The organism is Acinetobacter sp. ANC 5414 (assembly GCF_013004295.1).
In the GTDB taxonomy this organism is placed as follows: domain Bacteria; phylum Pseudomonadota; class Gammaproteobacteria; order Pseudomonadales; family Moraxellaceae; genus Acinetobacter.
In genome coordinates this window covers 24,689-50,031 of record NZ_JABERM010000001.1, presented here as the reverse complement: position 1 = coordinate 50,031, position 25,343 = coordinate 24,689, and the positions used below count along the sequence as shown (strand labels likewise).

The following is a 25,343-nucleotide window of genomic DNA, read 5'->3' as shown; positions in this document are numbered from 1 at the left end:
AAAATATCATGGGCGCGATAACCCCTAAAGAAGATTATACAAACATTCAACACCTCACTTTTGATGCAGTCATCGTTGGTGGTGGTGGTTCAGGTATGCGTGCTTCATATCAACTTGCTCAAGCGGGTTTGAATGTTGCAGTCCTGACTAAAGTATTCCCAACACGTTCGCACACTGTTGCGGCGCAAGGTGGTATTGGTGCATCTCTTGGTAATATGCAAGAAGATAACTGGCACTACCACTTCTATGACACGGTAAAGGGTTCGGACTGGTTAGGTGACCAAGACGCAATCGAATTTATGTGTCGTGAAGCGCCTAAAGTTGTTTATGAACTTGAACACATGGGTATGCCATTTGACCGTAATGCGGACGGTACGATTTACCAACGTCCATTCGGCGGTCACTCTGCAAACTACGGTGAAAAACCAGTTCCACGTGCATGTGCTGCAGCTGACCGTACAGGTCACGCGCTTCTTCATACGCTTTATCAAAGCAACGTGAAAATGGGTACGCAATTTTTCGTAGAATGGATCGCGCTTGATCTGATCCGTAACGAAGAAGGCGATGTGCTGGGTGTAACTGCAATTGACCAGGAAACCGGTAATATTGCGGTATTCCAAGCAAAAGCGACATTGTTTGCAACGGGTGGTGCGGGTCGTGTTTACCGTGCATCTACCAATGCGTATATCAATACTGGTGACGGTCTTGGTATGGCGGCGCGTTCTGGTATTCCATTACAAGATATGGAGTTCTGGCAGTTCCACCCAACGGGTGTTGCGGGCGCAGGCGTATTGTTGACTGAAGGTTGTCGTGGTGAAGGTGCAATCCTTCGTAATAAAGACGGCGAACCGTTCATGGAACGTTATGCTCCGACTTTGAAAGACTTGGCACCACGTGACTTCGTATCACGTTCTATGGACCAGGAAATTAAAGAAGGTCGTGGTTGTGGTCCTAAAGGTGATTATATCTTGCTTGATATGACACATTTGGGTGCTGATACCATCATGAAACGTCTTCCATCTGTATTTGAGATTGGTAAGAAGTTTGCAAACGTAGACATCACCAAAGAACCAATTCCTGTTGTACCGACAATCCATTATCAAATGGGTGGTATTCCAACCAATATTCATGGACAGGTTGTTGTTCCTGAAGGTGTTTCGGATACTAACTTTGCAGCAGGCTATGACAAGAGTGGTGACGTTTACTCAAGCAATGGCGGTGAGCGTAACTATACAAAACCTGTTAAAGGCTTCTATGCAATTGGTGAATGTTCTTGCGTGTCTGTACATGGTGCAAACCGTTTAGGTACTAACTCACTGCTTGACTTGGTTGTATTTGGTAAAGCTGCCGGTGAACACATTATCGATTACGTGACTAAACATCACGGTGATGAGTATCAACCGCTTCCGACTACTGTGTTTGAAAATACAAGAAAGCGTATTCGTCATTTGGATGAATCAACTTCGGGTGAAAATGCTCAAGAAGTTGCTGATGCAATTCGTGACATCGTTCAAGACCATGCAGGCGTATTCCGTACTCAAGCATTGCTTGATGAGGGTGTGAAGCAAATTCTTGCGCTTGAACCACGTGTTCGCAACATTCATTTAAAAGACAAATCTAAAGTATTTAATACCGCACGTGTTGAAGCTCTAGAAGTTGAAAACTTGTATGAAGTTGCTAAAGCAACCTTGATTTCGGCTGCTGCTCGTAAAGAATGTCGTGGTGCACATACTGTTGTTGATTATGAATTACCAGCAGACCACCCAACTTACTCTTACGGTCGCCGTGATGATGAATGGATGAAGCATACTTTATGGTTCTCTTCAGACAATCGTCTTGAGTACAAACCAGTCCGTTACAAGCCAGTATCGGTTGATGCGATTCCACCAGCACCACGTACATTCTAATCAGGAGAAGTAAGATGAGTAGAGGTACTCGTACATTTAATATCTACCGCTACGATCCTGACAAGGATAAAGCACCGTACATGCAAACTTTTAAACTTGAGTTGACTGACAAGCACCGTATGTTGCTTGATGCTCTTCTTGCATTGAAAGTACAAGACGAATCTTTAACGTTCCGTCGTTCATGCCGTGAAGGTATTTGTGGTTCTGATGGTGTAAACATCAACGGTAAAAATGGTTTGGCGTGTCTTTGGAACCTAAACGATTTACCGGAAGTGATTACCATTCGTCCTTTGCCGGGTCTACCTGTAGTAAAAGACTTGGTTGTTGACATGAATCAGTTCTACGACCAGTACAACAAAATTCATCCATTCTTGATCAATAATCAGCCTGCGCCAGCGAAGGAGCGTTTACAGTCTCCTGAAGAGCGTGAGCATTTAAATGGTCTTTATGAATGTATTCTTTGTGCATGTTGTTCAACTGCATGTCCATCATTCTGGTGGAACCCGGATAAATTCTTGGGTCCTTCAGCATTGTTGAATGCATACCGTTTCATTATTGACTCGCGTGATACAGCAACTCAAGATCGTTTGGCTCGTCTTGACGACCCATTCAGCTTGTTCCGTTGTAAAGGCATCATGAACTGTGTATCAGTTTGTCCTAAAGGTCTTAACCCAACTAAAGCGATTGGTCACATTCGCAACATGTTGTTAGACCAAGCAGGCTAATCTGTCGCAGTCAAAAAAAAGCACACCTTAGGGTGTGCTTTTTTTATGTTTTAAATATCGTAATGATTTATGGGTTTATGCAAAAAATGTATGCAATGGATAGGGGTGATTATTATGTGCATCGAATCAAATGACTGGAATTGTTTAAAAATAAATCGAAATGACATGAAAGCTTAATTAAATTGTAGTTAAGTTGTTCGAATTGATAATTAAAGCGCCAATCTCAAGTTTGAATCTACAAAGTTGAGATTAAAATGTTAAGATATAACTTAAATAAAGAGGGCCAGTTTAAATATTGTGCTCTCTTTTATTGTATTGGGTTTACTGGCTTAGGACTATGGTCTACATTGAATCCAATTATTAAATAAAGCACCATAGGTTAGTTGAAAATCCTAAGTATGTATTTCGCTAATTTATGGAAGGTATGTGTCAAAAAAATCAATTATAACTAGATAACATGTTACGATTTGACACATCGCTATATTTAAAAAAAGTGCCTTATTTATGTACATTTTTTCAACATTTTAGATGTGTATATAAGGTTTATAAATAGAGATTAACCGTTTTAGAAAAAATAGGTCGCGTAGTTATTTTTTCTAAGTCGATTTGCAAAAAATTGCTCGGTTTCGGTCGAGTATTTAAATGAGTGATGATGCCAATGAGGGCGTTATGATTCATTATTCACATCGGGTTATACTTGATGTAGTGATAACGCCTCATGGCTTATGCCTTATGGGGACTAGTGTCATGTTACCAATTTGACATTATTAATCATGGGTTCGCTTAAAAAGCATCCTGAAAATGTTTTTGCAATAGGAAATGGGTCCACAAATGCAAGAAGTTGCTGACGCTTTGCGTCTTGACACTGAACTAAGCGCTGACAGTGCAGCGTATATTGAAGAACTTTATGAACATTATTTGACGTCACCAGAATCAGTTGGAGCTGACTGGCGTGAATATTTCGATAAATTCCCTAAAGGTGATCAACCACATAGCAATGTACGTGAGCAATTCCTTTTATTAGGTCGCAATTCAAGCCGCGTACAACCTGTTGTTCAAAGTTCTGTAAGTTCTGAGCATGAACGTCGTCAAATTGGCGTTTTACAACTTATTGCTGCTTATCGTAATCGTGGTCATCAAAAAGCAAAACTGGATCCGCTAGGTTTGGCAAAACGTGAAGACGTGCCTGACCTTGATCTTGCTACGCACGGTTTAACTAAATCTGATCTCGATACAGTATTTAACACAGGTAACCTTGCACTAGGTAAAGCAGAAGCGACACTTGGTGAAATGGTTGAAGCAATGGAAGCCGTTTATTGTGGTTCTATTGGTACCGAATACATGCACATTGTTGACACTAAAGAGAAACGTTGGATTCAACAACGTCTTGAAGGTGCGAAAGGTCAATTTAACTTTACTGCAGAACAGAAAAAACACGTCCTTGAGCGTTTAACTGCAGCTGAAGGTCTAGAAAAATTCCTGGGTAACAAATACGTTGGTGCTAAACGCTTCGGTGTTGAAGGCGGTGAATCATTTATACCGATGGTAAATGAAATTATTCAACGTGCAGGTGCGGTAGGTTGTAAAGAAGTTGTGATTGGTATGCCACACCGTGGTCGTCTCAACCTTCTTGTTAACATCATGGGTAAAAACCCGGCAGATCTTTTTGGTGAATTTGAAGGTAAATCAATTCATAAAAAAGGTTCTGGTGACGTTAAATACCACCAAGGTTTCTCATCTAACGTAATGACTCCGGGTGGCGAAGTTCACTTGGCATTGGCGTTTAATCCATCACATTTGGAAATCGTTGGACCTGTAGTTGAAGGTTCTGTACGTGCTCGTCAAGTGCGTCGTAAAGACATTGGTGGTGATGATGTATTGCCAATCATCGTACATGGTGATGCAGCATTTGCAGGTCAAGGTGTAAACCAAGAAACCTTCCAGATGTCACAAACTCGTGGTTATACAGTGGGTGGTACCGTTCACATCGTGGTAAATAACCAAGTGGGCTTTACAACATCTGATCCACGTGATGCACGTTCTACAGAATACTGTACTGATATCGCGAAAATGATTCAGGCACCTGTATTCCATGTGAATGGCGATGATCCAGAAGCTGTGATTTTCGTGACTCAATTGGCACATGATTTCCGTCATACTTTCCGTAAAGACGTTGTAATTGACATGTTCTGCTACCGTCGTCGTGGTCATAACGAAGCGGACGAGCCAGCAGCAACACAGCCAATGATGTACCAAGTGATCAACAAAAAAGTGACTACACGTACACTTTATGCAGATCAACTGGTTAAAGAAGGTGTTCTTGACCGTGCAGCTGCTGATCAAATGGTTGAAAATTACCGTGCAGATCTTGAAGCAGGCAAGCACGTTGCCAACGCACTGGTATTAGAACCAAATACAAAAATGTTTGTGGATTGGACCCCTTATTTAGGTCACGAATACACAGATATTTGGGATACTACTTTCCCAATCGAACGCTTAAAAGAACTTGGCACTAAAATGCGCGAGCTTCCTGAAGGCTTCGTGATGCAACGTCAAGTCGCGAAAGTGATTGATGAACGTTTAAAAATGCAGACTGGTGAAATGCCATTAAACTGGGGTGCAGCTGAAACTTTAGCCTATGCAACCCTGCTTGATGAAAGCTACATGGTTCGTATTACCGGTGAAGACGTAGGTCGTGGTACTTTCTCTCATCGTCATGCGAAACTGCATAACCAGGTGGACGGTTCAACCTATATCCCTCTTTGTCATATCAAAGAGAATCAGCCACGTACTGCAATTTATGACTCGCTTTTGTCTGAAATGGCCGTACTTGCATTTGAATATGGTTATGCAACCACAATTCCACATGGTTTAATTATCTGGGAAGCACAATTTGGTGACTTCGCGAACTGTGCACAGGTTGTAATTGACCAATTTATCGCTTCAGGTGAAACAAAATGGGAACGTGTATGTGGTTTAACCATGTTGCTTCCACACGGTTATGAAGGTCAGGGTCCAGAGCATTCATCTGCACGTTTAGAGCGTTTCTTGCAGTTATGTGCTGAAGACAACATGCAAGTGATTACACCGACTACACCTGCACAGATTTTCCATGCTTTACGTCGTCAAGCGGTTCGTCCAATCCGTAAACCATTGATCGTGACTTCACCGAAGTCATTGCTTCGTCACAAACTTGCAACTTCTACTTTAGAAGAGCTTGCAACCGGTACATTCCAGACCGTGATTGATGAAGTAGATCAAATCAACCACGCTGACGTGACTCGTTTAGTCCTTTGTGGCGGTAAGGTTTACTACGACTTGCTTGAAAAACGTCGTGCAGAAAATCTAAACAACACTGCAATCGTTCGTATTGAACAATTGTATCCATACCCAGAACAACGTATTGCTGAAGTACTCGCTTCTTATCCAAACCTAAAAGAAGTGGTTTGGACTCAAGAAGAGCCGAAAAACCAAGGTGCTTGGTTGTTCATCGCACCGCGTCTATATGACGATGTGATGAAATCTGCTAAACAAGTTCGTATTAGTTACGCAGGCCGTCCAGCATCTGCTGCGCCAGCTTGTGGTTCACCTTATTTGCATGCAAAACAACAAGCTCAGCTAGTAAATGACGCATTGGCGATCGTAGCTGAACAATCAGGAGATTCTAAATAATGGCAACCGAAATTAAAGCACCGGTATTCCCAGAGTCAGTTGCAGACGGTACGATCGCAACTTGGCATAAACAACCAGGTCAAGCTGTATCACGTGATGAAGTGATCTGCGATATTGAAACTGATAAAGTTGTTTTAGAAGTTGTTGCTCCTGCTGACGGTACAATCGCTACTATCATTAAAGGTGAAGGCGAAACTGTTCTTTCTAGCGAAGTGATTGCTCAGTTTGAAGAAGGTGCGGTTTCAGGCGCTGCTCAAACTCAAGCAGTTCAGTCTGAAGGACAAGTTGAACAAGCTGCGTCTCAAACTGAAGCGGGTGCTGCACCTGTTGTTGAGCGTGCTCAACCTGTTGCTGATCAAGCGCCTGCAGTACGTAAAGCATTAACTGAAACTGGTATTGCTGCTGGTGATGTTACCGGTACTGGTCGCGGTGGCCGTATCACGAAAGAAGATGTTGCAAGCCATCAGGCTAAACCAGCAGTTCCTGCTGCTGCTCCATTAAGCGTTGCTGTTGGCGAGCGTATCGAAAAACGTGTTCCTATGACACGTCTTCGTAAACGTGTTGCTGAACGTCTTCTTGCTGCTACACAAAGTACTGCAATGTTGACGACGTTTAACGAAGTGAACATGAAACCAATCATGGAAATGCGTGCTCAATACAAAGATGCATTCGAGAAACGTCATGGTGCACGTCTTGGCTTCATGTCATTCTTTGTTAAAGCGGCAACTGAAGCACTTAAACGCTACCCAGCGGTAAATGCTTCAATTGATGGCGACGATATCGTGTATCACGGTTACTATGACATCGGTGTTGCTGTATCTTCTGAGCGTGGTTTAGTGGTTCCTGTACTTCGTGATACAGACCGCATGAACTATGCTGAAGTTGAAAATGGCATTCGTGGTTTTGCTGCAAAAGCACGTGACGGTAAATTGGGTATTGAAGACATGACTGGCGGTACATTCACTATTACTAATGGTGGCACTTTCGGTTCATTGTTATCTACTCCTATCTTGAACACGCCACAAACTGCAATCTTGGGTATGCATAAAATCCAGGAACGCCCAATGGCAGTCAATGGTCAAGTTGAAATTTTACCAATGATGTACTTGGCACTTTCTTATGATCACCGTTTAATCGATGGTAAAGAAGCTGTAGGTTTCCTTGTGGCAATTAAAGAATTGTTAGAAGAGCCAGCGCGTCTTATCCTTGATCTTTAATTTTAAAGAATAAATTCATGGGCTTAGGGCGATCCTCTAAGCCCATTTTTGGAGATAAAAATGTCTCAACAATTTGATTTAGTTGTAATTGGTGGTGGACCAGGTGGTTATGAAGCGGCGATTCGTGCGGCTCAACTTGGTTTCAAAGTTGCGTGTATCGAAAAGCGTATTCATAAAGGCAAGCCATCTTTAGGTGGTACTTGCTTAAACGTGGGTTGTATCCCGTCTAAAGCTTTACTTGATTCTTCACATCGTTATGAAGATACCGTTCAGCATTTAGATGACCACGGTATTACTACCGGCGAAGTTAAATTTGATCTTTCTAAAATGCTGGCTCGTAAAGATAAAGTTGTAGATCAATTGACTGGCGGTATCGATCAATTACTTAAAGGTAATGGCATCGAGTGGTTAAAAGGTACGGGTAAACTGCTTGCAGGTAAAAAAGTAGAATTTGTTTCTCACGAAGGTGAAACTCAAGTTTTAGAGCCTAAATACGTGATTCTTGCGACTGGTTCTGTTCCTGTAAATATTCCAGTGGCTCCTGTAGATCAAGATTTAATCGTTGATTCTACTGGCGCGCTTGAATTCCCAGAAGTACCTAAGCGTTTAGGTGTGATTGGTGCTGGTGTAATCGGCCTTGAGCTTGGTTCAGTATGGCGTCGTCTGGGTGCGGAAGTTGTTGTATTTGAAGCAATGGATGCATTCTTGCCAATGGCTGATAAAGCTTTGGCAAAAGACTTTCAAAAACTGTTGACTAAGCAAGGTATGGATATCCGTATCGGTGCAAAAGTTGCAGGTACTGAAATCAACGGTCGTGAAGTAACGGTTAAATATAACCAAGCTGGTGAAGACAAAACTGAAACTTTCGATAAATTGATCGTTTGTGTAGGTCGTCGTGCCTATGCTGAAGGTTTATTGGCTGATGATTCAGGCATTAAATTGACTGAACGTGGTTTGGTTGAAGTAAACGATTGGTGTGCAACTTCTGTTGAAGGCGTATACGCAATTGGTGACTTGGTACGTGGTCCAATGCTTGCGCATAAAGCAATGGAAGAAGGCGTAATGGCAGTTGAACGTATTCACGGTCATGCTGCACAAGTGAACTATGATACGATCATTTCTGTAATTTACACACACCCAGAAGCGGCGTGGGTAGGTTTAACAGAACAGCAAGCTACTGAAAAAGGTCACGAAGTTAAAACCGGCCAATTCGGTTTTGCTGTGAACGGTCGTGCTTTAGCTGCGGGTGAAGGTGCTGGTTTCGTTAAGTTTGTTGCTGATGCGAAAACAGATCGTCTACTCGGTATGCACGTGATTGGACCTGCTGCGTCTGATATCGTTCACCAAGGTATGATCGCGCTTGAGTTTGTATCTTCAGTTGAGGATCTACAGTTGATGACTTTCGGTCACCCAACTTTCTCTGAAGTGGTACATGAAGCTGCACTGGCAGTCGATGGACGCGCAATACACGCGATTCAACGCAAGCGTAAGTAATTCGAAAAAAAGAGCGACTTAGGTCGCTCTTTTTACATTTCATGGTTGTTTTTATTGGAACAATCATCTAAAAATAAAGATAACGATTTTAAAAAATGCCAATACTGCTTTGACGGACGTCTGGGTATTGGTGGGTCATAACAAAGCAAAGAAGTAATAAAAGGTTATTCGATGAATTTACATGAGTATCAAGCAAAAGCGTTATTAAAAAAATATGGTATGCCTGTTCAAGAGGGTGTACTGGCAACCAATGCAGCAGAAGCTGTAGCAGCATTTGAGCAACTCGGCGGTAAGTTTGCTGTAATGAAGGCTCAAGTTCATGCTGGGGGACGTGGTAAAGCAGGTGGGGTTAAAGTCGTAAAATCAAGCGATGAAGCCGCTGAATATATAAATGGCATTATTGGTACACGCCTTGTGACTTACCAAACCGATGCCATTGGTCAGCCGGTAAATAGTGTTCTTGTGTGTGAAGATGTCTATCCCGTTGAACGTGAATTGTACCTAGGTGCAGTGGTTGATCGTTCTAGCCGCCGCGTAACTTTTATGGCATCGACTGAAGGTGGTGTCGAAATTGAAAAAGTGGCAGAAGAAACCCCGGAAAAAATTATTAAGGTAGAAGTGGATCCTTTGGTGGGATTAATGCCTTTTCAAGCGCGTGAAGTGGCCTTTGCACTTAATTTAAAAGATGGACAAATCAACCAATTTGTCAAAATTATGACAGCTGCTTATCAAGCATTTATTGAAAATGATTTTGCCCTGTTTGAAATAAATCCACTTTCAGTTCGAAAAAATGGCGATATTCTGTGTGTTGATGCCAAAGTGGGGATCGATTCAAATGCACTTTATCGCTTACCTGAAATCACAGCAATGCGTGATAAATCTCAGGAAAATGAGCGTGAATTGAAAGCATCTGAATTTGATCTGAACTATGTTGCACTTGAGGGTAATATTGGTTGTATGGTCAATGGTGCAGGTCTTGCAATGGCAACCATGGACATCATCAAATTATATGGTGGTCAGCCTGCGAACTTCCTTGATGTTGGCGGTGGTGCAACTAAAGATCGAGTTATTGAAGCATTTAAAATCATCCTTTCCGATTCTTCTGTACAAGGTGTGTTGATCAATATCTTCGGTGGTATTGTGCGTTGTGACATGATTGCAGAGGCAATTATTGCAGCGGTTCAGGAAGTACATGTCACTGTACCTGTGGTTGTTCGTCTAGAAGGGAACAATTCAGAGTTGGGGGCAAAATTACTCGATGAATCAAGTTTGAGATTAATTTCTGCGAATGGTTTGGCTGATGCTGCAGAAAAAATTGTTGCTGCAGTGAAAGCGTAAGGAGATCAATCATGAGCGTATTAGTAAATAAAGATACAACCGTATTGGTACAAGGTTTTACCGGTAAAAACGGAACTTTTCATTCAGAACAATCAATTGCTTATGGCACCAAAGTTGTGGGTGGGGTAACACCGGGTAAAGGCGGTCAAACACATTTAGGCCTTCCTGTTTTTAATACCATGAAAGAAGCGGTGCGTGAAACTGGGGCAACTGCGACCTCGATTTATGTACCTGCACCTTTTGTGCTGGATTCAATTATTGAATCGATTGATGCGGGTTTAGAACTGATTGTGGTGATCACAGAGGGTGTACCAACTTTAGATATGCTTAAAGCTAAACGTTATCTTGAAACTTATGGTAATAACGCACGTTTAATTGGTCCAAACTGTCCGGGGATTATTACACCGGGTGAATGTAAGATTGGCATCATGCCAGGTCATATTCATCAGCCAGGAAAAATTGGCATCATCTCGCGTTCAGGAACTTTGACTTATGAAGCTGTAGCGCAAACCACGAAACTTGGTTTAGGTCAGTCTACTTGTATCGGAATCGGGGGTGATCCAATTCCAGGCATGAACCAAATTGACTGCTTAAAACTGTTCCAAGACGATCCGCAAACCGAAGCCATTATTATGATTGGTGAAATTGGTGGAACGGCTGAAGAAGAGGCAGCTGAATATATTCAGTCGCATGTGACCAAACCTGTATTGGGTTATATTGCGGGTGTAACTGCACCGAAAGGTAAACGCATGGGACACGCAGGTGCGATTATTTCAGGTGGCAAGGGCACAGCGGAAGAAAAATTTGCTGCCTTTGAAAAAGCAGGCATGGCATATACCCGTAGTCCAGCAGAATTGGGTTCCACTATGCTCCAAGTGCTGAAAGATAAAGGCTTAGCTTAATTTTTAGCGAAAGAAAAAAAAGCTCTCATTTGAGGGCTTTTTTTATTCAGTGGTATTGGGCTTTATTGATACTTTATGATGATTGTATAAAATTTATTCAATTTAAAATAAAAAATGCAGCCTACTTAGACTGCATTTTTTTGAATTTTGAAGACTTACTTAGGTGTAGTCACTTGAGGCTTTAAACTTTGCGTTAAACCATTAATATCACCACCTTGAATACCCAGTTCATTCATCAGACTATCAATGAGCGGGGCTTGCGTGCGGTAACGTAAGGCACTGTTTACCACTTGATCAGACAAGGCAATTTGCCCTTGATCTGAATAGCCTTCACCTTGGGCGCTGCTACCACCAATGCCACCTAAGCCATTGACTTGCAGAATCTTAATATCATCAATATTTTCCATAGGCTTAACGCTTTCACGGATAATTTCGGGTAAATATTTTAATAAGGCCAAGCGAATCTGCATTTCCACCTGTTCTGTAGACAAGATGTTATTGGCTTCATTGACAGCGCGGGTCCCTTCAGCATCGACTTGGTATTGTTTCTCCATCGCTTGTGCCAACAGAATTTTAGCATCTGCTTCACCTTTGGCTTTCAGGCGTTCTTTTTCAGCATTGGCTTCAGCAGCAATACGAACGGCCTCCGCATCATCAATGGCTGCTTTTTTACCTGCTTCTGCCGCAACGGTAATGGCAATTGCGTCTTTTTCTGCGGCTTGTTTTGCTGCAACCAGTTCAACTGCTTTTTGACGTTCTGCACGTTGCGTTTCACGTACTGTAATGACTTCTTCTTCGGCTTTGACCGCTTCTGCACGGGCACGGTCAGCTGAAGCTTTAGCTTCGGATTCTTCGCGAGATTTTTCGGCAATGGCGATGGCACGAATCTGTTCAGCCAGTTCAATGGTTTTCTTTTGTTCCACTTGGGCTTGTTGAATAATTTGTGATTTTTGAATGTTTTGATTTTCAACATCACGTGCCGCAGTAATCCGTTTTAAATCGACTTCACGCTCGGCAGCAATTTGTGCTTCTTCCGCTTCACGTTTTTTTGCAGCTTCTTGCATTGCAATTTCTGCCTGTTGTTCTGCTTTACGAATTGAAATTTCACGTTCTTGCTGCATTTTTGCATATTCTTCTTCACGCAAAATTTGCAAGCGTGCCTGTTCAGCTTCCAGGTTCTTGGTTTTAATGGCAAGGTCAGTATCTTGTTCAATGTGGTTACGCTTACGACGACGGTCTTCGATGGTTTCTGTGAGTTTGGTTAAACCTTCGGCATCGAATGCATTTTGCGGGTTAAAGTATTTAAAACCAGTTTGGTCCAAACCAGTCAGTGATACTGTTTCAAGTTCTAACCCATTTTTAAATAAATCTTCAGACACCACTTGCTGAACTTTTTGCACGAAATCGACACGTTTTTCATGCAGTTCTTCCATTGCCATTTCAGCCGCAACTGCTCGTAATGAGTCAACAAATTTACCTTCGACCAGATTCTTTAATTCATTCGGTGACATGGTTTTTTGACCCAAAGTTTGGGCTGCAGTTGCAATTGATTCTGCTGTAGGTTTAACCCGAACGTAGAATTCTGCCATCACGTCCACACGCATACGGTCACGGGTGATCAGGGCTTGGTCATCTGCACGACGAACTTCCAGACGCAGTGTGTTCATGTTGACCGGGATAGTTTCATGTAGCACAGGCAGTACAATGGCACCGCCACCTAAAATGACTTTTTCCCCACCAAAACCTGTACGTACAAAAGAAATTTCTTTGCTTGAACGTTTGTACAGTCTGGCAATAATGATCCCGATAATGATCAGTGCGGCAAAAATCACACCCGCGATGATTAAGATATTGTATAAATTCGACATTGGCATTGTTATCTCAATTGTTTTATTAAAAGTAAAAAATTAAAGGGTAATGGCTTGAAAGCCAATTTTAGTTCTTTGGGTCAACACCACGGATTGACCTTGAGTGAAAATTTCATTTTGTTCGGGTTCAACTAATACATAATGGGTTTGTCCAAACTGATCTTGAACTTTGGCCTGTGCAGGAGAATTGATTTTGGCTTCCCCTAAAATAATCACCGCTGTGCGTCCAATCAATTCTTCACTATAAATAGCAGTGGTTTCATCTTGCGGTAAAATTCTGGCAATGATCATGGCGCTATAACGTATCAATGGCATGCTTAAGAACAGGCAGGCAGGTGCAATAATCCAGGCGCTAAAAAAGTGTGCGGTAAAATGATGGAAAATACTTTGGATGATAAAACCACTTAAACCATAAACGGTTAAGAAAATAATCAGCCAGACAAAAAGTGGCACACGACCCAAATACAACCAGTCTAAAACTTGGGTAAAAATACTCTGATCGGCATCGAGGCCAATTTCAGCATGTTGTGCAGTGCTTAAATCATCCGGCAAAAATTGCTCCAGGAATCCTTGAGAGCCGCCACCCAGTAAAAGCAAAATCAGTTCTAAACTGCCCAATAGCAACATCAGGCAAAGACAAATGCTGAATATGAGGTTGGAAGGATGAGTAATGAGTTCCCACATTATTTTTTATCTCTAGATATTCGTTCGCATAAATTATTCAAGTTATTGGTTTTTGTTTAAAAATAAACTTATTTAAAGATAGCATTGAAGAATAAATTTGTCTAAAAAAACAAATAAATGAATTCATGTTGAGGTAAATGTGAAGTCAGTTGTTGAGCAGGTTTATTATTTTATGAAGGAACATTCTTGGTAAAGTTATAGAGGAGGATTTAAATTACTCCTCCTGTAAAAGGGTAAAAAAAGTCAAAGCCTAAGAAATACCGATCATCCATATTTATATAAGGTTAGTTGAATGAACGGTATCTCAAAACAATCAGGTCTTGAAATTTAAGCAGTGCTTAATTCAAACAGGTTTGAATCCGGACTTTCATGTCTAAGGCTTGTTGCACAATAAAGCTTTTCATCCACTTAACTTGTTGTCCCATTGGATTGGTTTTAATTGCAGTGTCGAGAAAATCTAATTTGGGTTGATTGAACAATTGATTTTCAATTGCTTCTTCAAGTTGTGCGCTATTCGCTGCAAGGGGAAGACTGACCAAATAGAATGCTTTGGGATAGTTATAAAAGGCATAAAGCAAGTTGAATGCCTTTTGATCGGCCTTCAAATTTCCCGCACCAATTTCGTAGCTTCGATCCTGATTGCTATGGGTCACTCCAATCAAAAAATCAAAATGATTATCCGAAAGTCGTAGACCAAATTGAAGCCCGATTTGGTCAGCAGTAAGCTCATGTTGAACAAAGTTATTCAGGGTAGAACCATCATCATTTAAGGGTTCTTGAAGCACCAGTAAATGAGTGTTGTGTTGATAGATATAGCCGGCAAGTTGTGCTTGTTCCAGGCTGGATTTAACGATGTCGATAGTACGCGTAGGCATAATTCAAAAGAACATAGGAGAGAGAAGAGAGTTTCAATACTGTATGGAATTTACCGGCCGAATAAAATATAGATTTTAGATAAAATATCGATCAGCTTAGATTTTGTACATTTTAATGCTGGGTTGTGGTCGTCACTAGGCTTAAGTAAAATAACAAAACATTATTTAAGCGAATCATTAATAAAAACTTATACTCATTATTAGATAAGCTTTATATGACAATTTTGCATATCAATATAATAAAACAAGCAATAGTTGGGATAACTAAATCTTTATAATGAATATATATTTTTTTAAAAGTGTAATAAGTACACGTTGATCTGAGCTGGTGTTGTCAATGTCCATAAATGAGGAAAGACTTACTCATCTTAAACAGCTTGAAGCTGAGAGTATTCACATTATCCGTGAAGTGGCTGCCGAATTTGAAAATCCGGTGATGTTGTATTCCATTGGTAAAGATTCTGCAGTCATGCTGCATCTCGCCCTAAAGGCATTCTATCCTGCAAAACTCCCATTCCCGCTACTGCATGTCGATACGGGCTGGAAGTTCAAAGATATGATCACATTCCGCGACAACATGGCCAAAACCCATGGTTTCGATTTGATCGTGCATCAGAACAAAGAAGGTGTTGAAGCTGGGATCAACCCGTTTGATCATGGTAGTTCCAAATATACCGACATCATGAAAACTCAGGGCTTAAAACAGGCACTTGATAAATATGGTTTCGATGCCGCTTTTGGTGGCGCGCGCCGTGACGAAGAAAAATCACGTGCTAAAGAACGTGTATATTCTTTCCGTGACAGCAAACACCGTTGGGATCCGAAAAACCAGCGTCCTGAACTTTGGAATCTTTACAACGGTAAAGTGAACAAAGGCGAAAGTATTCGTGTGTTCCCATTATCAAACTGGACTGAGCTTGATATCTGGCAATACATCTATCTGGAAAGCATTCCATTAGTACCGCTTTATTTAGCTGCAGAACGTCCTGTGGTTGAACGCAGTGGCACACTGATTATGATTGATGATGAACGTATGCCTCTACAAGAGGGCGAAGTTCCACAAATGAAATCGGTACGTTTCCGTACTTTAGGTTGTTACCCGCTTACGGGTGCGGTTGAATCAACTGCCAATACCTTGCCGGAAATTATCCAAGAGATGCTCTTGGCGACCAGCTCAGAACGTCAAGGTCGTATGATTGACCATGATGAAGCAGGCTCGATGGAGAAGAAAAAACAAGAAGGTTACTTCTAATTTTTCGATCTGAAACCGATTTCTAAAGTATGTGGAGTTTGAGCGATGTCTCATCAATCTGAACTGATTAGCCAAGATATTTTGGCGTATTTGAAACAACACGAAAATAAAGACTTACTGCGTTTTTTGACCTGCGGTAACGTGGATGATGGTAAATCGACTTTAATCGGTCGTTTGCTTTATGATTCAAAATTGATTTATGAAGATCAATTGCAAGCTGTAACCCGCGATTCTAAAAAAGTCGGTACCACGGGCGATGCACCTGACTTGGCGTTACTTGTAGATGGTTTACAAGCGGAACGTGAACAGGGTATTACCATTGATGTGGCGTATCGTTATTTCTCGACTGAAAAACGTAAGTTCATCATTGCCGACACTCCGGGGCATGAGCAATACACACGTAATATGGCTACAGGTGCGTCTACTTGTGACCTTGCAATCATCTTGATTGATGCACGTTATGGTGTGCAAACCCAGACCCGTCGTCATACTTACATTGCAAGTTTGCTCGGTATTAAGAACATTATTGTTGCGATCAACAAAATGGACTTGGTTGAATTCTCTGAAGCGCGCTTCAATGAAATTCAAGCCGACTATGCCAACTTCGTGAGCCAATTGGGCGACCGTAAGCCAAGCAACATCATCTTTACGCCAATTTCTGCATTGAATGGCGATAACGTGGTGAACAAGTCTGAAAATACGCCATGGTACAAGGGCGAAACCTTGATGGGCACGCTTGAGTCTGTCGAGATTAACCGTGATACCGCGAAACGTGATTTCCGTTTCCCTGTGCAATACGTGAACCGTCCGAACCTCGATTTCCGTGGTTTTGCGGGTACGATTGCACTGGGTGAAATCAACGTGGGCGATAAAATTGTTGCTTTACCATCAGGAAAATCTTCAACTGTTAAAGAAATCGTGACTTATGATGGCAACCTTGAACATGCATTTGCAGGTCAAGCGGTGACATTAACGCTCAACGATGAAATTGACGTATCACGCGGTAATATGTTGATCCGTGCGGATCAGGGTATTCCTGCCATTTCACGTTCGGTTAAAGCGACTGTGGTCTGGATGGCGGATCACCCGCTTCTAATTGGCAAGTTGTATAACATCAAAATTGGTACACAAACGGTTCCTGCCAAAGTGACTGGCATTAACTTTCGTACCAATGTGAACACACTTGAGCAAATGCAAGTGGATCATCTTGATCTAAACGCGATTGCCAATGTGACTATTGAGTTTGATGCGCCAGTGGTATTTGACCGTTATCAGGACAGCCGTTACACAGGTTCATTCATCTTCATTGATCGTTTGAATAATGTGACGATTGGTGCGGGTATGGTGGAAGAGTCTGTTGAATGGTCTGCACATAGCAACCCTGTCACAGCGGAAGACCGTGCGGCACGTTTAGGTCAAAAACCTGCGTCAATTACAGTATCTGCTAAAGCATTGGAAAATGCGCAAGCGCTTGAAAACCTGTTGCTTCAACAAGGCATCGTGGCGATTGCGAAAGCTGATCTTGATGCTGCGCAAGTTGCATTACTTCGTGAAACAGGTATTGCGGTGATTACCACTGTTGCAGAAGCGACAGATGTAAGTTTCGCGCAAGAGTCTGTTGAAGAATTGGCTGAGAAAATTGTGGAATTGGTTCGTCTATAAGACTAAGCTGATTTAAAAGAAACCCGTCTAAATGGCGGGTTTCTTATTGCAAAGATTTACATAAGATGGTTAGCGATATTAGGACTTGTCATCCATCCAGATCCCAATGCACGCAATGAGCAGGAACAGTAAAAAACAGAACTGAAACACAGCTGTAAAAATCATTATCCAGCGGCTATTTCCCGGTGTTTTTTTTGGTATCAAGTTCAATCACAAAAGCTAAAATCGCAATCACAATTTCAAAAACAATAATAGCCTTTAAGAACCAAGACCATTGAATGCACAACATCATAAGTTTTGTATTAATGAATTAAATCAACAATGCTTTTTAATTCATTCAAATTTTTCACACCCGCAATCCTTTTAATGATTTCTCCATTTCTAAAAATCAATGTAGAAGGCAAACCGTAAACGTTATAGCGCAAGGTTAGAATCGGAGATTGATCCACATTAATTTTGCCAAACTTAATTGCAGGATTAATTTCTGAAAAATGCTCTGCAAGTTTTTCAAATACAGGAAAATTTTGTATACAAGGCGCACACCAGTTAGCATAAAAACGAATGACTGCCAGACCTTCATACCACTCAAAATCACTGTAATTATTTTCTGTGTACTCAATAATCTTGCTCATATCAAATCTAATATCAATTTGCTGAATAGTACTTTGATTATACATAAGTTCATTGTTATTCATTCCTGTGCAGGTTTATGTTCAAATACATGAAACTTGAAAAGTATTGAATAGATCAGGAAGAAATCATGTCGCAAGCCAACATGCAGCAAGTCATCATCACAGAACCGGGTGGTGTTGAAAAACTTGCCTATGAAACTGTTGCAGTACCAACAGCAAAAGCAGATGAGGTTTTAGTTAAAGTCCATGCTTTTGGTATTAACCGCCCAGACATCTTGCAACGCCAAGGCTTGTACCCAATGCCTAAAGGTGTAACACCAGTTCCAGGTTTGGAAGTTGCAGGTATTGTTGAATCTGTAGGTAGCGATGTCACCAAATTTAAAGTCGGTGACAAGGTGTGTGGCTTAACCAATGGTGGCGGTTATGCAGAATATTGCGTGGTGCCAGAAAGCCAAACATTGACTATTCCTGAAGGCGTAAGCTTTACTCAGGCAGCCGCGATTCCTGAAACATTCTTTACCGTGTGGGCAAATGTATTCCAGATGGGTAAAGCCAAAGTAGGGGAAACAGTATTGGTTCATGGTGGTGCTAGTGGTATTGGTACGACTGTTTTAATGCTGTGCAAATCACTTGGCATTAAAACTTTTGCAACTGTGGGTTCGGACGAAAAAGTTGCTGCAATTGCAGATTTAACCACGGCGATTAACTATAAGACTCAAGACTTTGAGCAAGTGATTAATGAACAAACCGACAATGGTGGTGTCGATGTGATTTTAGATATGGTCGGTGCACCATATTTGGAACGTAACCTGAATTTGTTACGCCGTGATGGTCGTCTGGTCTATATTGCTTTCTTGGGTGGAGCTAAAGCTAAAGATGTGAAACTGGGTCAAATCATGATGAAGCGTTTGACCATTACCGGTTCAACCATGCGTGCGCGTACCACGGCGGAAAAAGCGGAGATTGCGCAAGGCTTGCAAGAAACCGTCGCACCATTATGGGCAAAAGGTGAATGCCTGCCGATGATTTATAAGACATTTAAGTTTGACCAGATTCAGGAAGCACACACCATTATGGATACAGGCGAGCATATTGGTAAAGTTGTGGTGCAAATCATCTAATTTTTCTCCCATTAAATAAGATAAGCCAACGAATGTTGGCTTTTATTTTGCATAAAAGAAGATAAGTAATTCAAATTAATTTATTGAAAAAACAGTGATGATATTTTAAAGAATGGTAAAAAGTGTCAAACATTTGACACAACCTGTCAAAACCAAGGAGTAAATTAGCACTTAGATTAATCTGACCAAATTGTTTGGTTTTGATTGAAAATTCATGCAATAGAGGGAATGTATTATGAAAATAGTGTCAGCTCCATATACTCATGCCCACAGCTTCCGTGCCTTAAAGCGCCTGCATAAAGCAATTATTCGTAATCAGGTATTACCTTGCAATCTGCATAAGCTTTATCAAGCCATGCTTCATTTAGAGCGTTATGTCGAACGGCTCAATCGTAAACGTTCTAAAAACCGTGCTACAAGTCGCATTAAAGCGTAATTTGAGCATTGACTATTAGTCTTAAGTTGAAGTGAATATTTGAAATTTAGTTTTTATTTGGCTGTATAATTTTTTTCATAATTTAAAAATTTTAAGCATTTTATGCACTGTGCTGTAAAAGCGCAAAGAGGGTATCTATGAAGGGCAATGCGTCAACGCATGAGCGCCTTGCAGAACGTTTGGCAAGTATTTTAACCAAACTAAATATAGGGCATCAGTTGAGTGTACAGGAGCTGGCGCGTGAGTTTCAGGTCAGTACCCGAACCATTGAACGTGATTTTGATCGACTAAATTCTTATCTTCCTTTAATACAGGATGCAAAAACCAAAAAATTCTATCTGGAATCTTCTTATCTCGGGCGTTTCAAATTACAGGATATTAAAAATTTCGCGCAATTGTCGGGAATTAATGATTTGTATCCTTCTTTGGATATTTCATTTTTAAGGGAGTTATTTGATAACCGCGCCAGCCTAGTCTTTTCTGCCAAAGGCTACAATTTTGAAGATGCGACGCAGTATGCTGAACACTTTAAGACACTGACTGGCAGTATTCAAAAAAGACAGCAAATCGCGTTGTTTTACAGAGGTCAAATTCGGGTTGTAAAGCCTTATCGGTTGATTCATCACATGGGCAACTGGTATTTGGCGGCTGTACGCAAGCAGGAGTTGCGGGTTTATCGTCTTGGTCGTATTGAAAAAATTATCTGCAGTCGTCGACTTTTACAGTTTGAACATGATCAGGCTGTTCTGCAGCAATTAAAAGATGAAGACGGTATTTGGTTTCAGCACGAAAAACAGGAAGTGATTTTATCTGTACATCCTGATGTCGCAATTTATTTTAAGCAACGCAGAATTTTCCCCGAACAAGCAATTTTAAATGAATCGGAAACAGGAGAATTGGTAATTTCATGTCAGATTCGGCATCAGAAACAGTTGAATCCATTGGTACGTTACTGGATTCCTTATTTGAAAATTCTCAAGCCGGCACATTTACAGCAGGAGTTGGATGATAGCTTGCAAGACTATTTGAAAGAAGTTCAGTAATAAGTAATGGCCAAAATGAAATAGCGAGAAGTCTGGAAGAAATTCCAGACATAAAAAAACCAGCATTAAGCTGGGTTTTTTATTGCACCATTTTAAGAAGTATTAAAATGGTGCCCGAGGCCAGACTCGAACTGGCACGCTTTGTGGGCGGGGGATTTTAAATCCCCTGTGTCTACCGATTTCACCACTCGGGCATTTTTAACAAGATTGGAGGCGGAGGTCGGAATCGAACCGGCGTACACGGAGTTGCAGTCCGCTGCATGACCACTCTGCCACCCCGCCATCTCTTGTTGCTGCGTATATTATCAAGCCCTGAAAAAAAAACAATAGTAGATTTATGCAGATGTGCAGAAAAGCAGCACATAACGGAAAATATTTAAAATATTCATGTAGAATGTGCGAAATTGATTCATATCAACACTTGGGAGAAGTGCCGTGGCATTAGTTCTAGATGGTCGTGCATTGGCGAAGCAAATTGAAGCTGACTTGTTTACTCGCGTAGAAGCGCTGAAAGCAAAATCAGGTCGTACTCCAATTCTTGCGACGATTTTGGTAGGTGATGATGGTGCATCTGCAACTTACGTGCGTATGAAAGGCAATGCTTGCCGTCGTGTCGGTATGGATTCGTTAAAAGTTGAGCTTCCAAAGGAAACTACAACTGAAGAATTACTTGCTGAAATTGAAAAATTAAACGCAAATCCTGATGTGCACGGTATTCTGTTGCAACACCCAGTACCAGCTCAAATTGATGAGCGTGCATGTTTTGATGCAATCTCGCTTGCGAAAGATGTTGATGGCGTAACTTGCCTTGGTTATGGTCGTATGGCAATGGGTGAAGTTGCGTATGGTTCTGCTACACCTGCAGGTATCATGACCATTCTGAAAGAAAATAACATCGAAATTGCAGGCAAACACGCAGTTGTTGTTGGTCGTTCTGCAATTTTGGGTAAACCAATGGCTGCAATGCTGCTTGAAGCGAATGCCACTGTGACGATCTGTCACTCACGTACTCAAGATTTGGCGAGCTTTGTTAAACAAGCGGACATTATCGTGGGTGCGGTAGGTAAGGCTGAATTGATCCAAAAAGACTGGATTAAACAAGGTGCCGTGGTTGTGGATGCTGGCTTCCATCCACGTGATGGCGGTGGTGTAGGTGACATCCAACTTGTAGGTATTGAAGAAGTTGCTTCTGCGTATACACCAGTTCCGGGTGGTGTAGGTCCAATGACCATTACCACGTTAATTCGTCAAACGGTAGAAGCTGCTGAAAAAGCTTTGGGTTAATTTAATCCTCCCTAACCCTCCTTTTTCAAAGGAGGGAATTTACATCTAAAATCCTATTGTTTAGTAGTAGGTTTCCCCTCTTTTTTAAAGAGGGGTTAGGGGAGATTCCTTTAAGATATAAATACCAATTAAAAGAATTCCAATGAGCTGTACGTTCCAATTCCCCAAAGCCCCAGAACATCTTATCCAAGCCTTGAATAAGGTGATCCCCGGTTGTGAGTTGATGGCGCAGCAATTGCCTGAAACACCGATTTCACTTTGGCTGATTCCACCGGTATTTCCTACCGATCGCTTGGATGATGAAGTGATTCGTCGTATCTGGAACGATACACCGTACTGGATCTTTTGTTGGGCATCTGGGCTTGCGATGGCGCAGTGGTTGCTTGCAGAGCCGTATCACGTCAAAGACAAGGTGGTGCTCGACTTTGGTGCTGGATCGGGCGTAGTGGCGATTGCTGCTAAAATGGCAGGGGCTAAACGTGTTATTTGTTGTGACATAGATCCAATCAGTTTGGATTCATGCCGTGCCAATGCTGAATTGAATGATGTGGAACTGGAATATCTGGATGATTTGTATAAAGCAGAGCAAGTCGATGTGCTGTTAGCAGCGGATGTTTTATATGATCAATGCAACCGTTTTTTTCTGGATGAATTTTTAAAATTCGCCCCAGAAGTATGGGTTGCAGATAGTCGGGTGAAAAACTTTAGTCATCCTGAATATCAAAAACTAGATGAATGGAGTGCCACGACTTGGCCAGATCTGGATGAATCTAAAGAATTTCGTAATGTCAGTTTTTATAAGACGCTGTAAACAGCGTCTTTTTTATTTAACAAGCCATTTAAAGCGATTAAGAGCAAGTGTAACGAACCACGCTCAATGTGCTTGGATGAGTAGCATCTAAAGTGTTACGAGTTGCCATGTCTTCACTATTGTGTAGGTCAGGGGTGTTGCTTAAGCTCACACTGGTGCGACTTTGACCCAATTGACGACCATATTGTGGAGTTTGTATTGCGGGATTGGCAATTTCACTAATGCTTAAAATATCTATTTTGTATTGTTTATTTGAACCCAATACTTTTTGACAAGCACGTTGTAATTTTCTCTCATCCACTTGTTGGTTTTTGCGACCTGACAAAGTATAAGCCAGGGTTGCACGGCCATTAGACTGACTTTCAATCTGATATCCGACATTACCATTATATGGACGTGGTGTGCTTTGACACGCAGCAAGTCCAAGCGCCATAAAACCTAAGCCAAGCAATTTATATGTATTGTTCATCTTCAAAAGTTCCAAGCGTTATTATTCTATTGAGTATGCCATAAGCCTGCTTTTTTAACGATGTGATCAAGACGTATATCCAATAAAAAAGCTTTCCAATTGTGACAACTTGAAAAGCTTTTTAGATGAATAATCAACTAAATACGCTGGGTTCAGTCATCGCTAATCATGCTGTGTTTTTTTGGTGTCTTTCATAAAAATATAAGTAATTAGAGACAAGCCAGTCATGAAAGTAATGTAATAGAAGCAGTAGTTTTCATGACCTGCATTTTTAAAGCTCAGGGCAACCAGTTCTGCTGTACCACCAAATAAAGTATTGGCAGTTGCAGTGGTTTTTTCAAAACTGGAAGTATTGACCAGATATTTTTGCAAATAGGTCGTAAATGTACTAAAAGCAAGCGTACCGCCGGCAGTCAACATGATCACAGTAAAGGCTTGTTTGGGATATTGAGTAAATAAAGCCAGTGCACCTGATTGAGACCCACCATTTTTTGCTTCTTCATGTGACTTTAGCTTAGGCATCGTTTTGATTTTAAAAGTTTAGTACATTTACCTCATTATTTTTATTCAATAGAACAGGCAAATAAAAAAGCCTCTGATGTAGAAAGGCTTTTAAAAATGACTTTGGATTAGTGTTCTTTAATTTCTGAGTGGTGCTTGGTATCTTTCATAAAGATATAAACAATCAATGAGATAAAAATTAAGATAGTGACGTAAATAAAGAACCAAGACTCATGTCCAGCTTGCTTAAAACTCAGCGCGAAAAACTCTGCTGTGCCACCAAATAGCGTATTGGCAAGTGCATAAGGAAGTGCGACACCGAGTGCACGGATATGTGCAGGGAAAAGCTCGGCTTTAACCACAGCATTAATTGAAGTATAGCCTGTGACAATCACCAATCCGGCTAAACAGATCCAGAATGCGGACCAGTAGTCTTGGGTTTGTCCTAATTTATCAAACATGAAATAGGTAAATAATACGCCCAAAACCCCGAAGGAAATCATTAACGGTTTGCGTCCGATTTTATCCGACAAAGCACCTGCAAATGGCTGTAAACACATGAAAATAAATAGCGCCAGAGTGGTAATTTGCGTGGCTTCAGGTTTGCTAAATCCAGAGGTATTAACTAAATATTTTTGCAGGTAAGTGGTGTAGGTATAGAAGGCCACCGTGCCCCCAGCGGTTAAAAACAACACTGTAAATGCCTGTTTGGGATAATGTTTGAACAGCGCAAACATACTCGATTCAGGCTGGCTTTTATCTTGTTGTGCATTTTTAAAAGATTGGGTTTCGAGCAGACCACGTCGAATATAGAACACGACTATGGCCAAGCAAGCACCGATAAAGAATGGAATGCGCCAACCCCAATCATGCAGTTGTTCTTCAGTCAGTACGAACTGCAAAATGAGTAGGACGCAGAGTGCGGTAAGCTGACCTGCAATTAAAGTAACGTACTGAAAACTGGAAAAGAACCCGCGTCGGTTTTTTTCTGCCATTTCACTTAAATAGGTGGCACTGGCACCATATTCTCCACCGACACTTAAGCCCTGAATGAGTCGGGCGACCACTAAAATAATGGGCGCAAAGATTCCGATTTGGTCATGCGTTGGGGATACTGCAATCATCAGAGAACCAATACACATTAAAGTCACAGAAAGAGTGAGACCTGATTTGCGTCCTTTTTTGTCCGAGTAAATACCCATGATCCAGGCACCAATCGGACGCATTAAAAAACCGACTGCGAAAATGGCAGCAGCTTGGAGCAATTGTGCAGTTTGACTGCCTTTGGGGAAGAATGAATGGGCAAAATATAATGTAAATGCGGCATACACATACCAGTCATACCACTCCACAAGATTACCCGCTGAGCCACCCAGAATGGATTTAACCCGTGTTTTGGTATCCAGATTTACTGGAGGAACGTTTTGTTCAATCATTTGACCAAGTCCAT

Annotated in this window: 20 protein-coding genes, 2 tRNA genes and 1 pseudogene; 14 read left to right on the top strand and 9 right to left on the bottom strand. The window is 41.4% G+C overall.

From position 1 onward, the window contains the following. Nucleotides 1-8: 8 nt before the first annotated feature. The 7 genes from HLH18_RS00240 (at nucleotide 9) to sucD (ending at nucleotide 11,255) form a co-directional block, all read left to right on the top strand. Nucleotides 9-1,907: an FAD-binding protein gene (locus HLH18_RS00240; RefSeq protein ID WP_131288794.1), complete on the top strand. Its 1,899-nt coding sequence runs from the start codon at nucleotides 9-11 to the stop codon at nucleotides 1,905-1,907. A 14-nt stretch (nucleotides 1,908-1,921) separates the two neighbouring features. Then, nucleotides 1,922-2,632 (top strand): succinate dehydrogenase iron-sulfur subunit, encoded by a 711-nt coding sequence (locus tag HLH18_RS00235; protein ID WP_131288792.1) that lies wholly within the window; start codon nucleotides 1,922-1,924, stop codon nucleotides 2,630-2,632. Nucleotides 2,633-3,463: 831 nt separating this feature from the next. Continuing rightward, nucleotides 3,464-6,304, top strand: coding sequence for a 2-oxoglutarate dehydrogenase E1 component (locus tag HLH18_RS00230; protein WP_214647218.1), 2,841 nt, complete (start codon nucleotides 3,464-3,466; stop codon nucleotides 6,302-6,304). Then, a complete protein-coding gene (gene odhB, locus HLH18_RS00225; protein ID WP_171545382.1) occupies nucleotides 6,304-7,521 on the top strand; it encodes a 2-oxoglutarate dehydrogenase complex dihydrolipoyllysine-residue succinyltransferase in 1,218 nt (405 codons plus the stop codon). Before HLH18_RS00230 ends, odhB begins: the two co-directional genes overlap by 1 nt. Before the next feature lie 60 nt (nucleotides 7,522-7,581). Beyond that, nucleotides 7,582-9,015, top strand: a complete 1,434-nt coding sequence (gene lpdA / locus HLH18_RS00220; RefSeq protein ID WP_086176251.1) for a dihydrolipoyl dehydrogenase — start codon at nucleotides 7,582-7,584, stop codon at nucleotides 9,013-9,015. A gap of 171 nt (nucleotides 9,016-9,186) precedes the next feature. Continuing rightward, nucleotides 9,187-10,353 carry an ADP-forming succinate--CoA ligase subunit beta gene (sucC, locus tag HLH18_RS00215; RefSeq protein ID WP_171545381.1) on the top strand — a complete coding sequence of 389 codons (1,167 nt, stop codon included), beginning with the start codon at nucleotides 9,187-9,189 and terminating at the stop codon, nucleotides 10,351-10,353. Nucleotides 10,354-10,364: 11 nt separating this feature from the next. Continuing rightward, nucleotides 10,365-11,255: a succinate--CoA ligase subunit alpha gene (gene sucD, locus HLH18_RS00210; RefSeq protein ID WP_171545380.1), complete on the top strand. Its 891-nt coding sequence runs from the start codon at nucleotides 10,365-10,367 to the stop codon at nucleotides 11,253-11,255. Between the two features lie 155 nt (nucleotides 11,256-11,410). Here the strand turns inward: sucD and HLH18_RS00205 are convergent, their stop codons facing one another. The 3 genes from HLH18_RS00205 to HLH18_RS00195 all read right to left on the bottom strand — a co-directional run bounded on the left by HLH18_RS00205 (nucleotide 11,411) and on the right by HLH18_RS00195 (nucleotide 14,682). After that, a complete protein-coding gene (locus HLH18_RS00205) occupies nucleotides 11,411-13,129 on the bottom strand; it encodes a flotillin family protein (RefSeq protein ID WP_171545379.1) in 1,719 nt (572 codons plus the stop codon). Between the two features lie 33 nt (nucleotides 13,130-13,162). Then, a complete protein-coding gene (locus tag HLH18_RS00200) occupies nucleotides 13,163-13,807 on the bottom strand; it encodes a YqiJ family protein (RefSeq protein WP_171545378.1) in 645 nt (214 codons plus the stop codon). 338 nt (nucleotides 13,808-14,145) lie between these two features. Beyond that, nucleotides 14,146-14,682 (bottom strand): hypothetical protein, encoded by a 537-nt coding sequence (locus tag HLH18_RS00195; protein ID WP_171545377.1) that lies wholly within the window; start codon nucleotides 14,680-14,682, stop codon nucleotides 14,146-14,148. Between the two features lie 343 nt (nucleotides 14,683-15,025). On the opposite strand from HLH18_RS00195, the gene cysD reads away from it, so the two are divergent. Both cysD and cysN read left to right on the top strand, forming a co-directional pair. Next, on the top strand, nucleotides 15,026-15,934 hold the full coding sequence (gene cysD / locus HLH18_RS00190) for a sulfate adenylyltransferase subunit CysD (RefSeq protein WP_171458788.1): 909 nt from the start codon (nucleotides 15,026-15,028) through the stop codon (nucleotides 15,932-15,934). Between the two features lie 45 nt (nucleotides 15,935-15,979). Continuing rightward, nucleotides 15,980-17,596 (top strand): sulfate adenylyltransferase subunit CysN, encoded by a 1,617-nt coding sequence (gene cysN, locus HLH18_RS00185; protein ID WP_171545376.1) that lies wholly within the window; start codon nucleotides 15,980-15,982, stop codon nucleotides 17,594-17,596. A gap of 302 nt (nucleotides 17,597-17,898) precedes the next feature. On the opposite strand, the gene HLH18_RS00180 is transcribed toward cysN, so the two are convergent. Then, nucleotides 17,899-18,228, bottom strand: coding sequence for a thioredoxin family protein (locus HLH18_RS00180; RefSeq protein WP_171545596.1), 330 nt, complete (start codon nucleotides 18,226-18,228; stop codon nucleotides 17,899-17,901). Between the two features lie 128 nt (nucleotides 18,229-18,356). On the opposite strand from HLH18_RS00180, the gene HLH18_RS00175 reads away from it, so the two are divergent. The 3 genes from HLH18_RS00175 to HLH18_RS00165 all read left to right on the top strand — a co-directional run bounded on the left by HLH18_RS00175 (nucleotide 18,357) and on the right by HLH18_RS00165 (nucleotide 20,828). Beyond that, complete coding sequence (locus HLH18_RS00175) at nucleotides 18,357-19,349, top strand: NAD(P)H-quinone oxidoreductase (RefSeq protein WP_171545375.1); 993 nt, start codon at nucleotides 18,357-18,359, stop codon at nucleotides 19,347-19,349. Nucleotides 19,350-19,584: 235 nt separating this feature from the next. After that, entirely contained in the window at nucleotides 19,585-19,785 is a 201-nt protein-coding gene (locus HLH18_RS00170) for a hypothetical protein (protein WP_171545374.1), read from the top strand. A 137-nt stretch (nucleotides 19,786-19,922) separates the two neighbouring features. Further along, complete coding sequence (locus HLH18_RS00165) at nucleotides 19,923-20,828, top strand: helix-turn-helix transcriptional regulator (RefSeq protein ID WP_171545373.1); 906 nt, start codon at nucleotides 19,923-19,925, stop codon at nucleotides 20,826-20,828. Between the two features lie 108 nt (nucleotides 20,829-20,936). On the opposite strand, the gene HLH18_RS00160 is transcribed toward HLH18_RS00165, so the two are convergent. Further along, nucleotides 20,937-21,022 (bottom strand) — tRNA-Leu (locus tag HLH18_RS00160). Between the two features lie 14 nt (nucleotides 21,023-21,036). After that, nucleotides 21,037-21,110, bottom strand: a tRNA-Cys gene (locus HLH18_RS00155). A 153-nt stretch (nucleotides 21,111-21,263) separates the two neighbouring features. Between HLH18_RS00155 and folD the strand changes: the two genes are divergently transcribed. Continuing rightward, nucleotides 21,264-22,112, top strand: a complete 849-nt coding sequence (folD, locus tag HLH18_RS00150) for a bifunctional methylenetetrahydrofolate dehydrogenase/methenyltetrahydrofolate cyclohydrolase FolD (protein WP_171545372.1) — start codon at nucleotides 21,264-21,266, stop codon at nucleotides 22,110-22,112. 142 nt (nucleotides 22,113-22,254) lie between these two features. Continuing rightward, a complete protein-coding gene (locus HLH18_RS00145) occupies nucleotides 22,255-22,923 on the top strand; it encodes a class I SAM-dependent methyltransferase (RefSeq protein ID WP_171545371.1) in 669 nt (222 codons plus the stop codon). 37 nt (nucleotides 22,924-22,960) lie between these two features. Here HLH18_RS00145 and HLH18_RS00140 read toward each other — a convergent pair whose 3' ends face one another. From HLH18_RS00140 to HLH18_RS00130, 3 genes and pseudogenes are all read right to left on the bottom strand, one after another. After that, complete coding sequence (locus HLH18_RS00140) at nucleotides 22,961-23,392, bottom strand: hypothetical protein (protein ID WP_171545370.1); 432 nt, start codon at nucleotides 23,390-23,392, stop codon at nucleotides 22,961-22,963. Nucleotides 23,393-23,544: 152 nt separating this feature from the next. Further along, nucleotides 23,545-23,923: pseudogene (locus tag HLH18_RS00135) on the bottom strand (alpha-ketoglutarate permease); the annotation flags it as partial. Nucleotides 23,924-24,021: 98 nt separating this feature from the next. Next, on the bottom strand, nucleotides 24,022-25,329 hold the full coding sequence (locus HLH18_RS00130; protein WP_171545369.1) for an MFS transporter: 1,308 nt from the start codon (nucleotides 25,327-25,329) through the stop codon (nucleotides 24,022-24,024). Nucleotides 25,330-25,343: the final 14 nt, after the last annotated feature.

What these genes read in the sequence shown, in the direction of transcription:
- HLH18_RS00240 (WP_131288794.1), top strand. Translation starts at nt 9, where the DNA reads ATGGGCGCGATAACCCCTAAAGAAGATTATACAAACATTCAACACCTC.
- HLH18_RS00235 (WP_131288792.1), top strand. Translation starts at nt 1,922, where the DNA reads ATGAGTAGAGGTACTCGTACATTTAATATCTACCGCTACGATCCTGAC.
- HLH18_RS00230 (WP_214647218.1), top strand. Translation starts at nt 3,464, where the DNA reads ATGCAAGAAGTTGCTGACGCTTTGCGTCTTGACACTGAACTAAGCGCT.
- odhB (WP_171545382.1), top strand. Translation starts at nt 6,304, where the DNA reads ATGGCAACCGAAATTAAAGCACCGGTATTCCCAGAGTCAGTTGCAGAC.
- lpdA (WP_086176251.1), top strand. Translation starts at nt 7,582, where the DNA reads ATGTCTCAACAATTTGATTTAGTTGTAATTGGTGGTGGACCAGGTGGT.
- sucC (WP_171545381.1), top strand. Translation starts at nt 9,187, where the DNA reads ATGAATTTACATGAGTATCAAGCAAAAGCGTTATTAAAAAAATATGGT.
- sucD (WP_171545380.1), top strand. Translation starts at nt 10,365, where the DNA reads ATGAGCGTATTAGTAAATAAAGATACAACCGTATTGGTACAAGGTTTT.
- HLH18_RS00205 (WP_171545379.1), bottom strand. Translation starts at nt 13,129, where the DNA reads ATGCCAATGTCGAATTTATACAATATCTTAATCATCGCGGGTGTGATT.
- HLH18_RS00200 (WP_171545378.1), bottom strand. Translation starts at nt 13,807, where the DNA reads ATGTGGGAACTCATTACTCATCCTTCCAACCTCATATTCAGCATTTGT.
- HLH18_RS00195 (WP_171545377.1), bottom strand. Translation starts at nt 14,682, where the DNA reads ATGCCTACGCGTACTATCGACATCGTTAAATCCAGCCTGGAACAAGCA.
- cysN (WP_171545376.1), top strand. Translation starts at nt 15,980, where the DNA reads ATGTCTCATCAATCTGAACTGATTAGCCAAGATATTTTGGCGTATTTG.
- HLH18_RS00180 (WP_171545596.1), bottom strand. Translation starts at nt 18,228, where the DNA reads ATGAGCAAGATTATTGAGTACACAGAAAATAATTACAGTGATTTTGAG.
- HLH18_RS00175 (WP_171545375.1), top strand. Translation starts at nt 18,357, where the DNA reads ATGTCGCAAGCCAACATGCAGCAAGTCATCATCACAGAACCGGGTGGT.
- HLH18_RS00170 (WP_171545374.1), top strand. Translation starts at nt 19,585, where the DNA reads ATGAAAATAGTGTCAGCTCCATATACTCATGCCCACAGCTTCCGTGCC.
- HLH18_RS00165 (WP_171545373.1), top strand. Translation starts at nt 19,923, where the DNA reads ATGAAGGGCAATGCGTCAACGCATGAGCGCCTTGCAGAACGTTTGGCA.
- HLH18_RS00145 (WP_171545371.1), top strand. Translation starts at nt 22,255, where the DNA reads ATGAGCTGTACGTTCCAATTCCCCAAAGCCCCAGAACATCTTATCCAA.
- HLH18_RS00140 (WP_171545370.1), bottom strand. Translation starts at nt 23,392, where the DNA reads ATGAACAATACATATAAATTGCTTGGCTTAGGTTTTATGGCGCTTGGA.
- HLH18_RS00130 (WP_171545369.1), bottom strand. Translation starts at nt 25,329, where the DNA reads ATGATTGAACAAAACGTTCCTCCAGTAAATCTGGATACCAAAACACGG.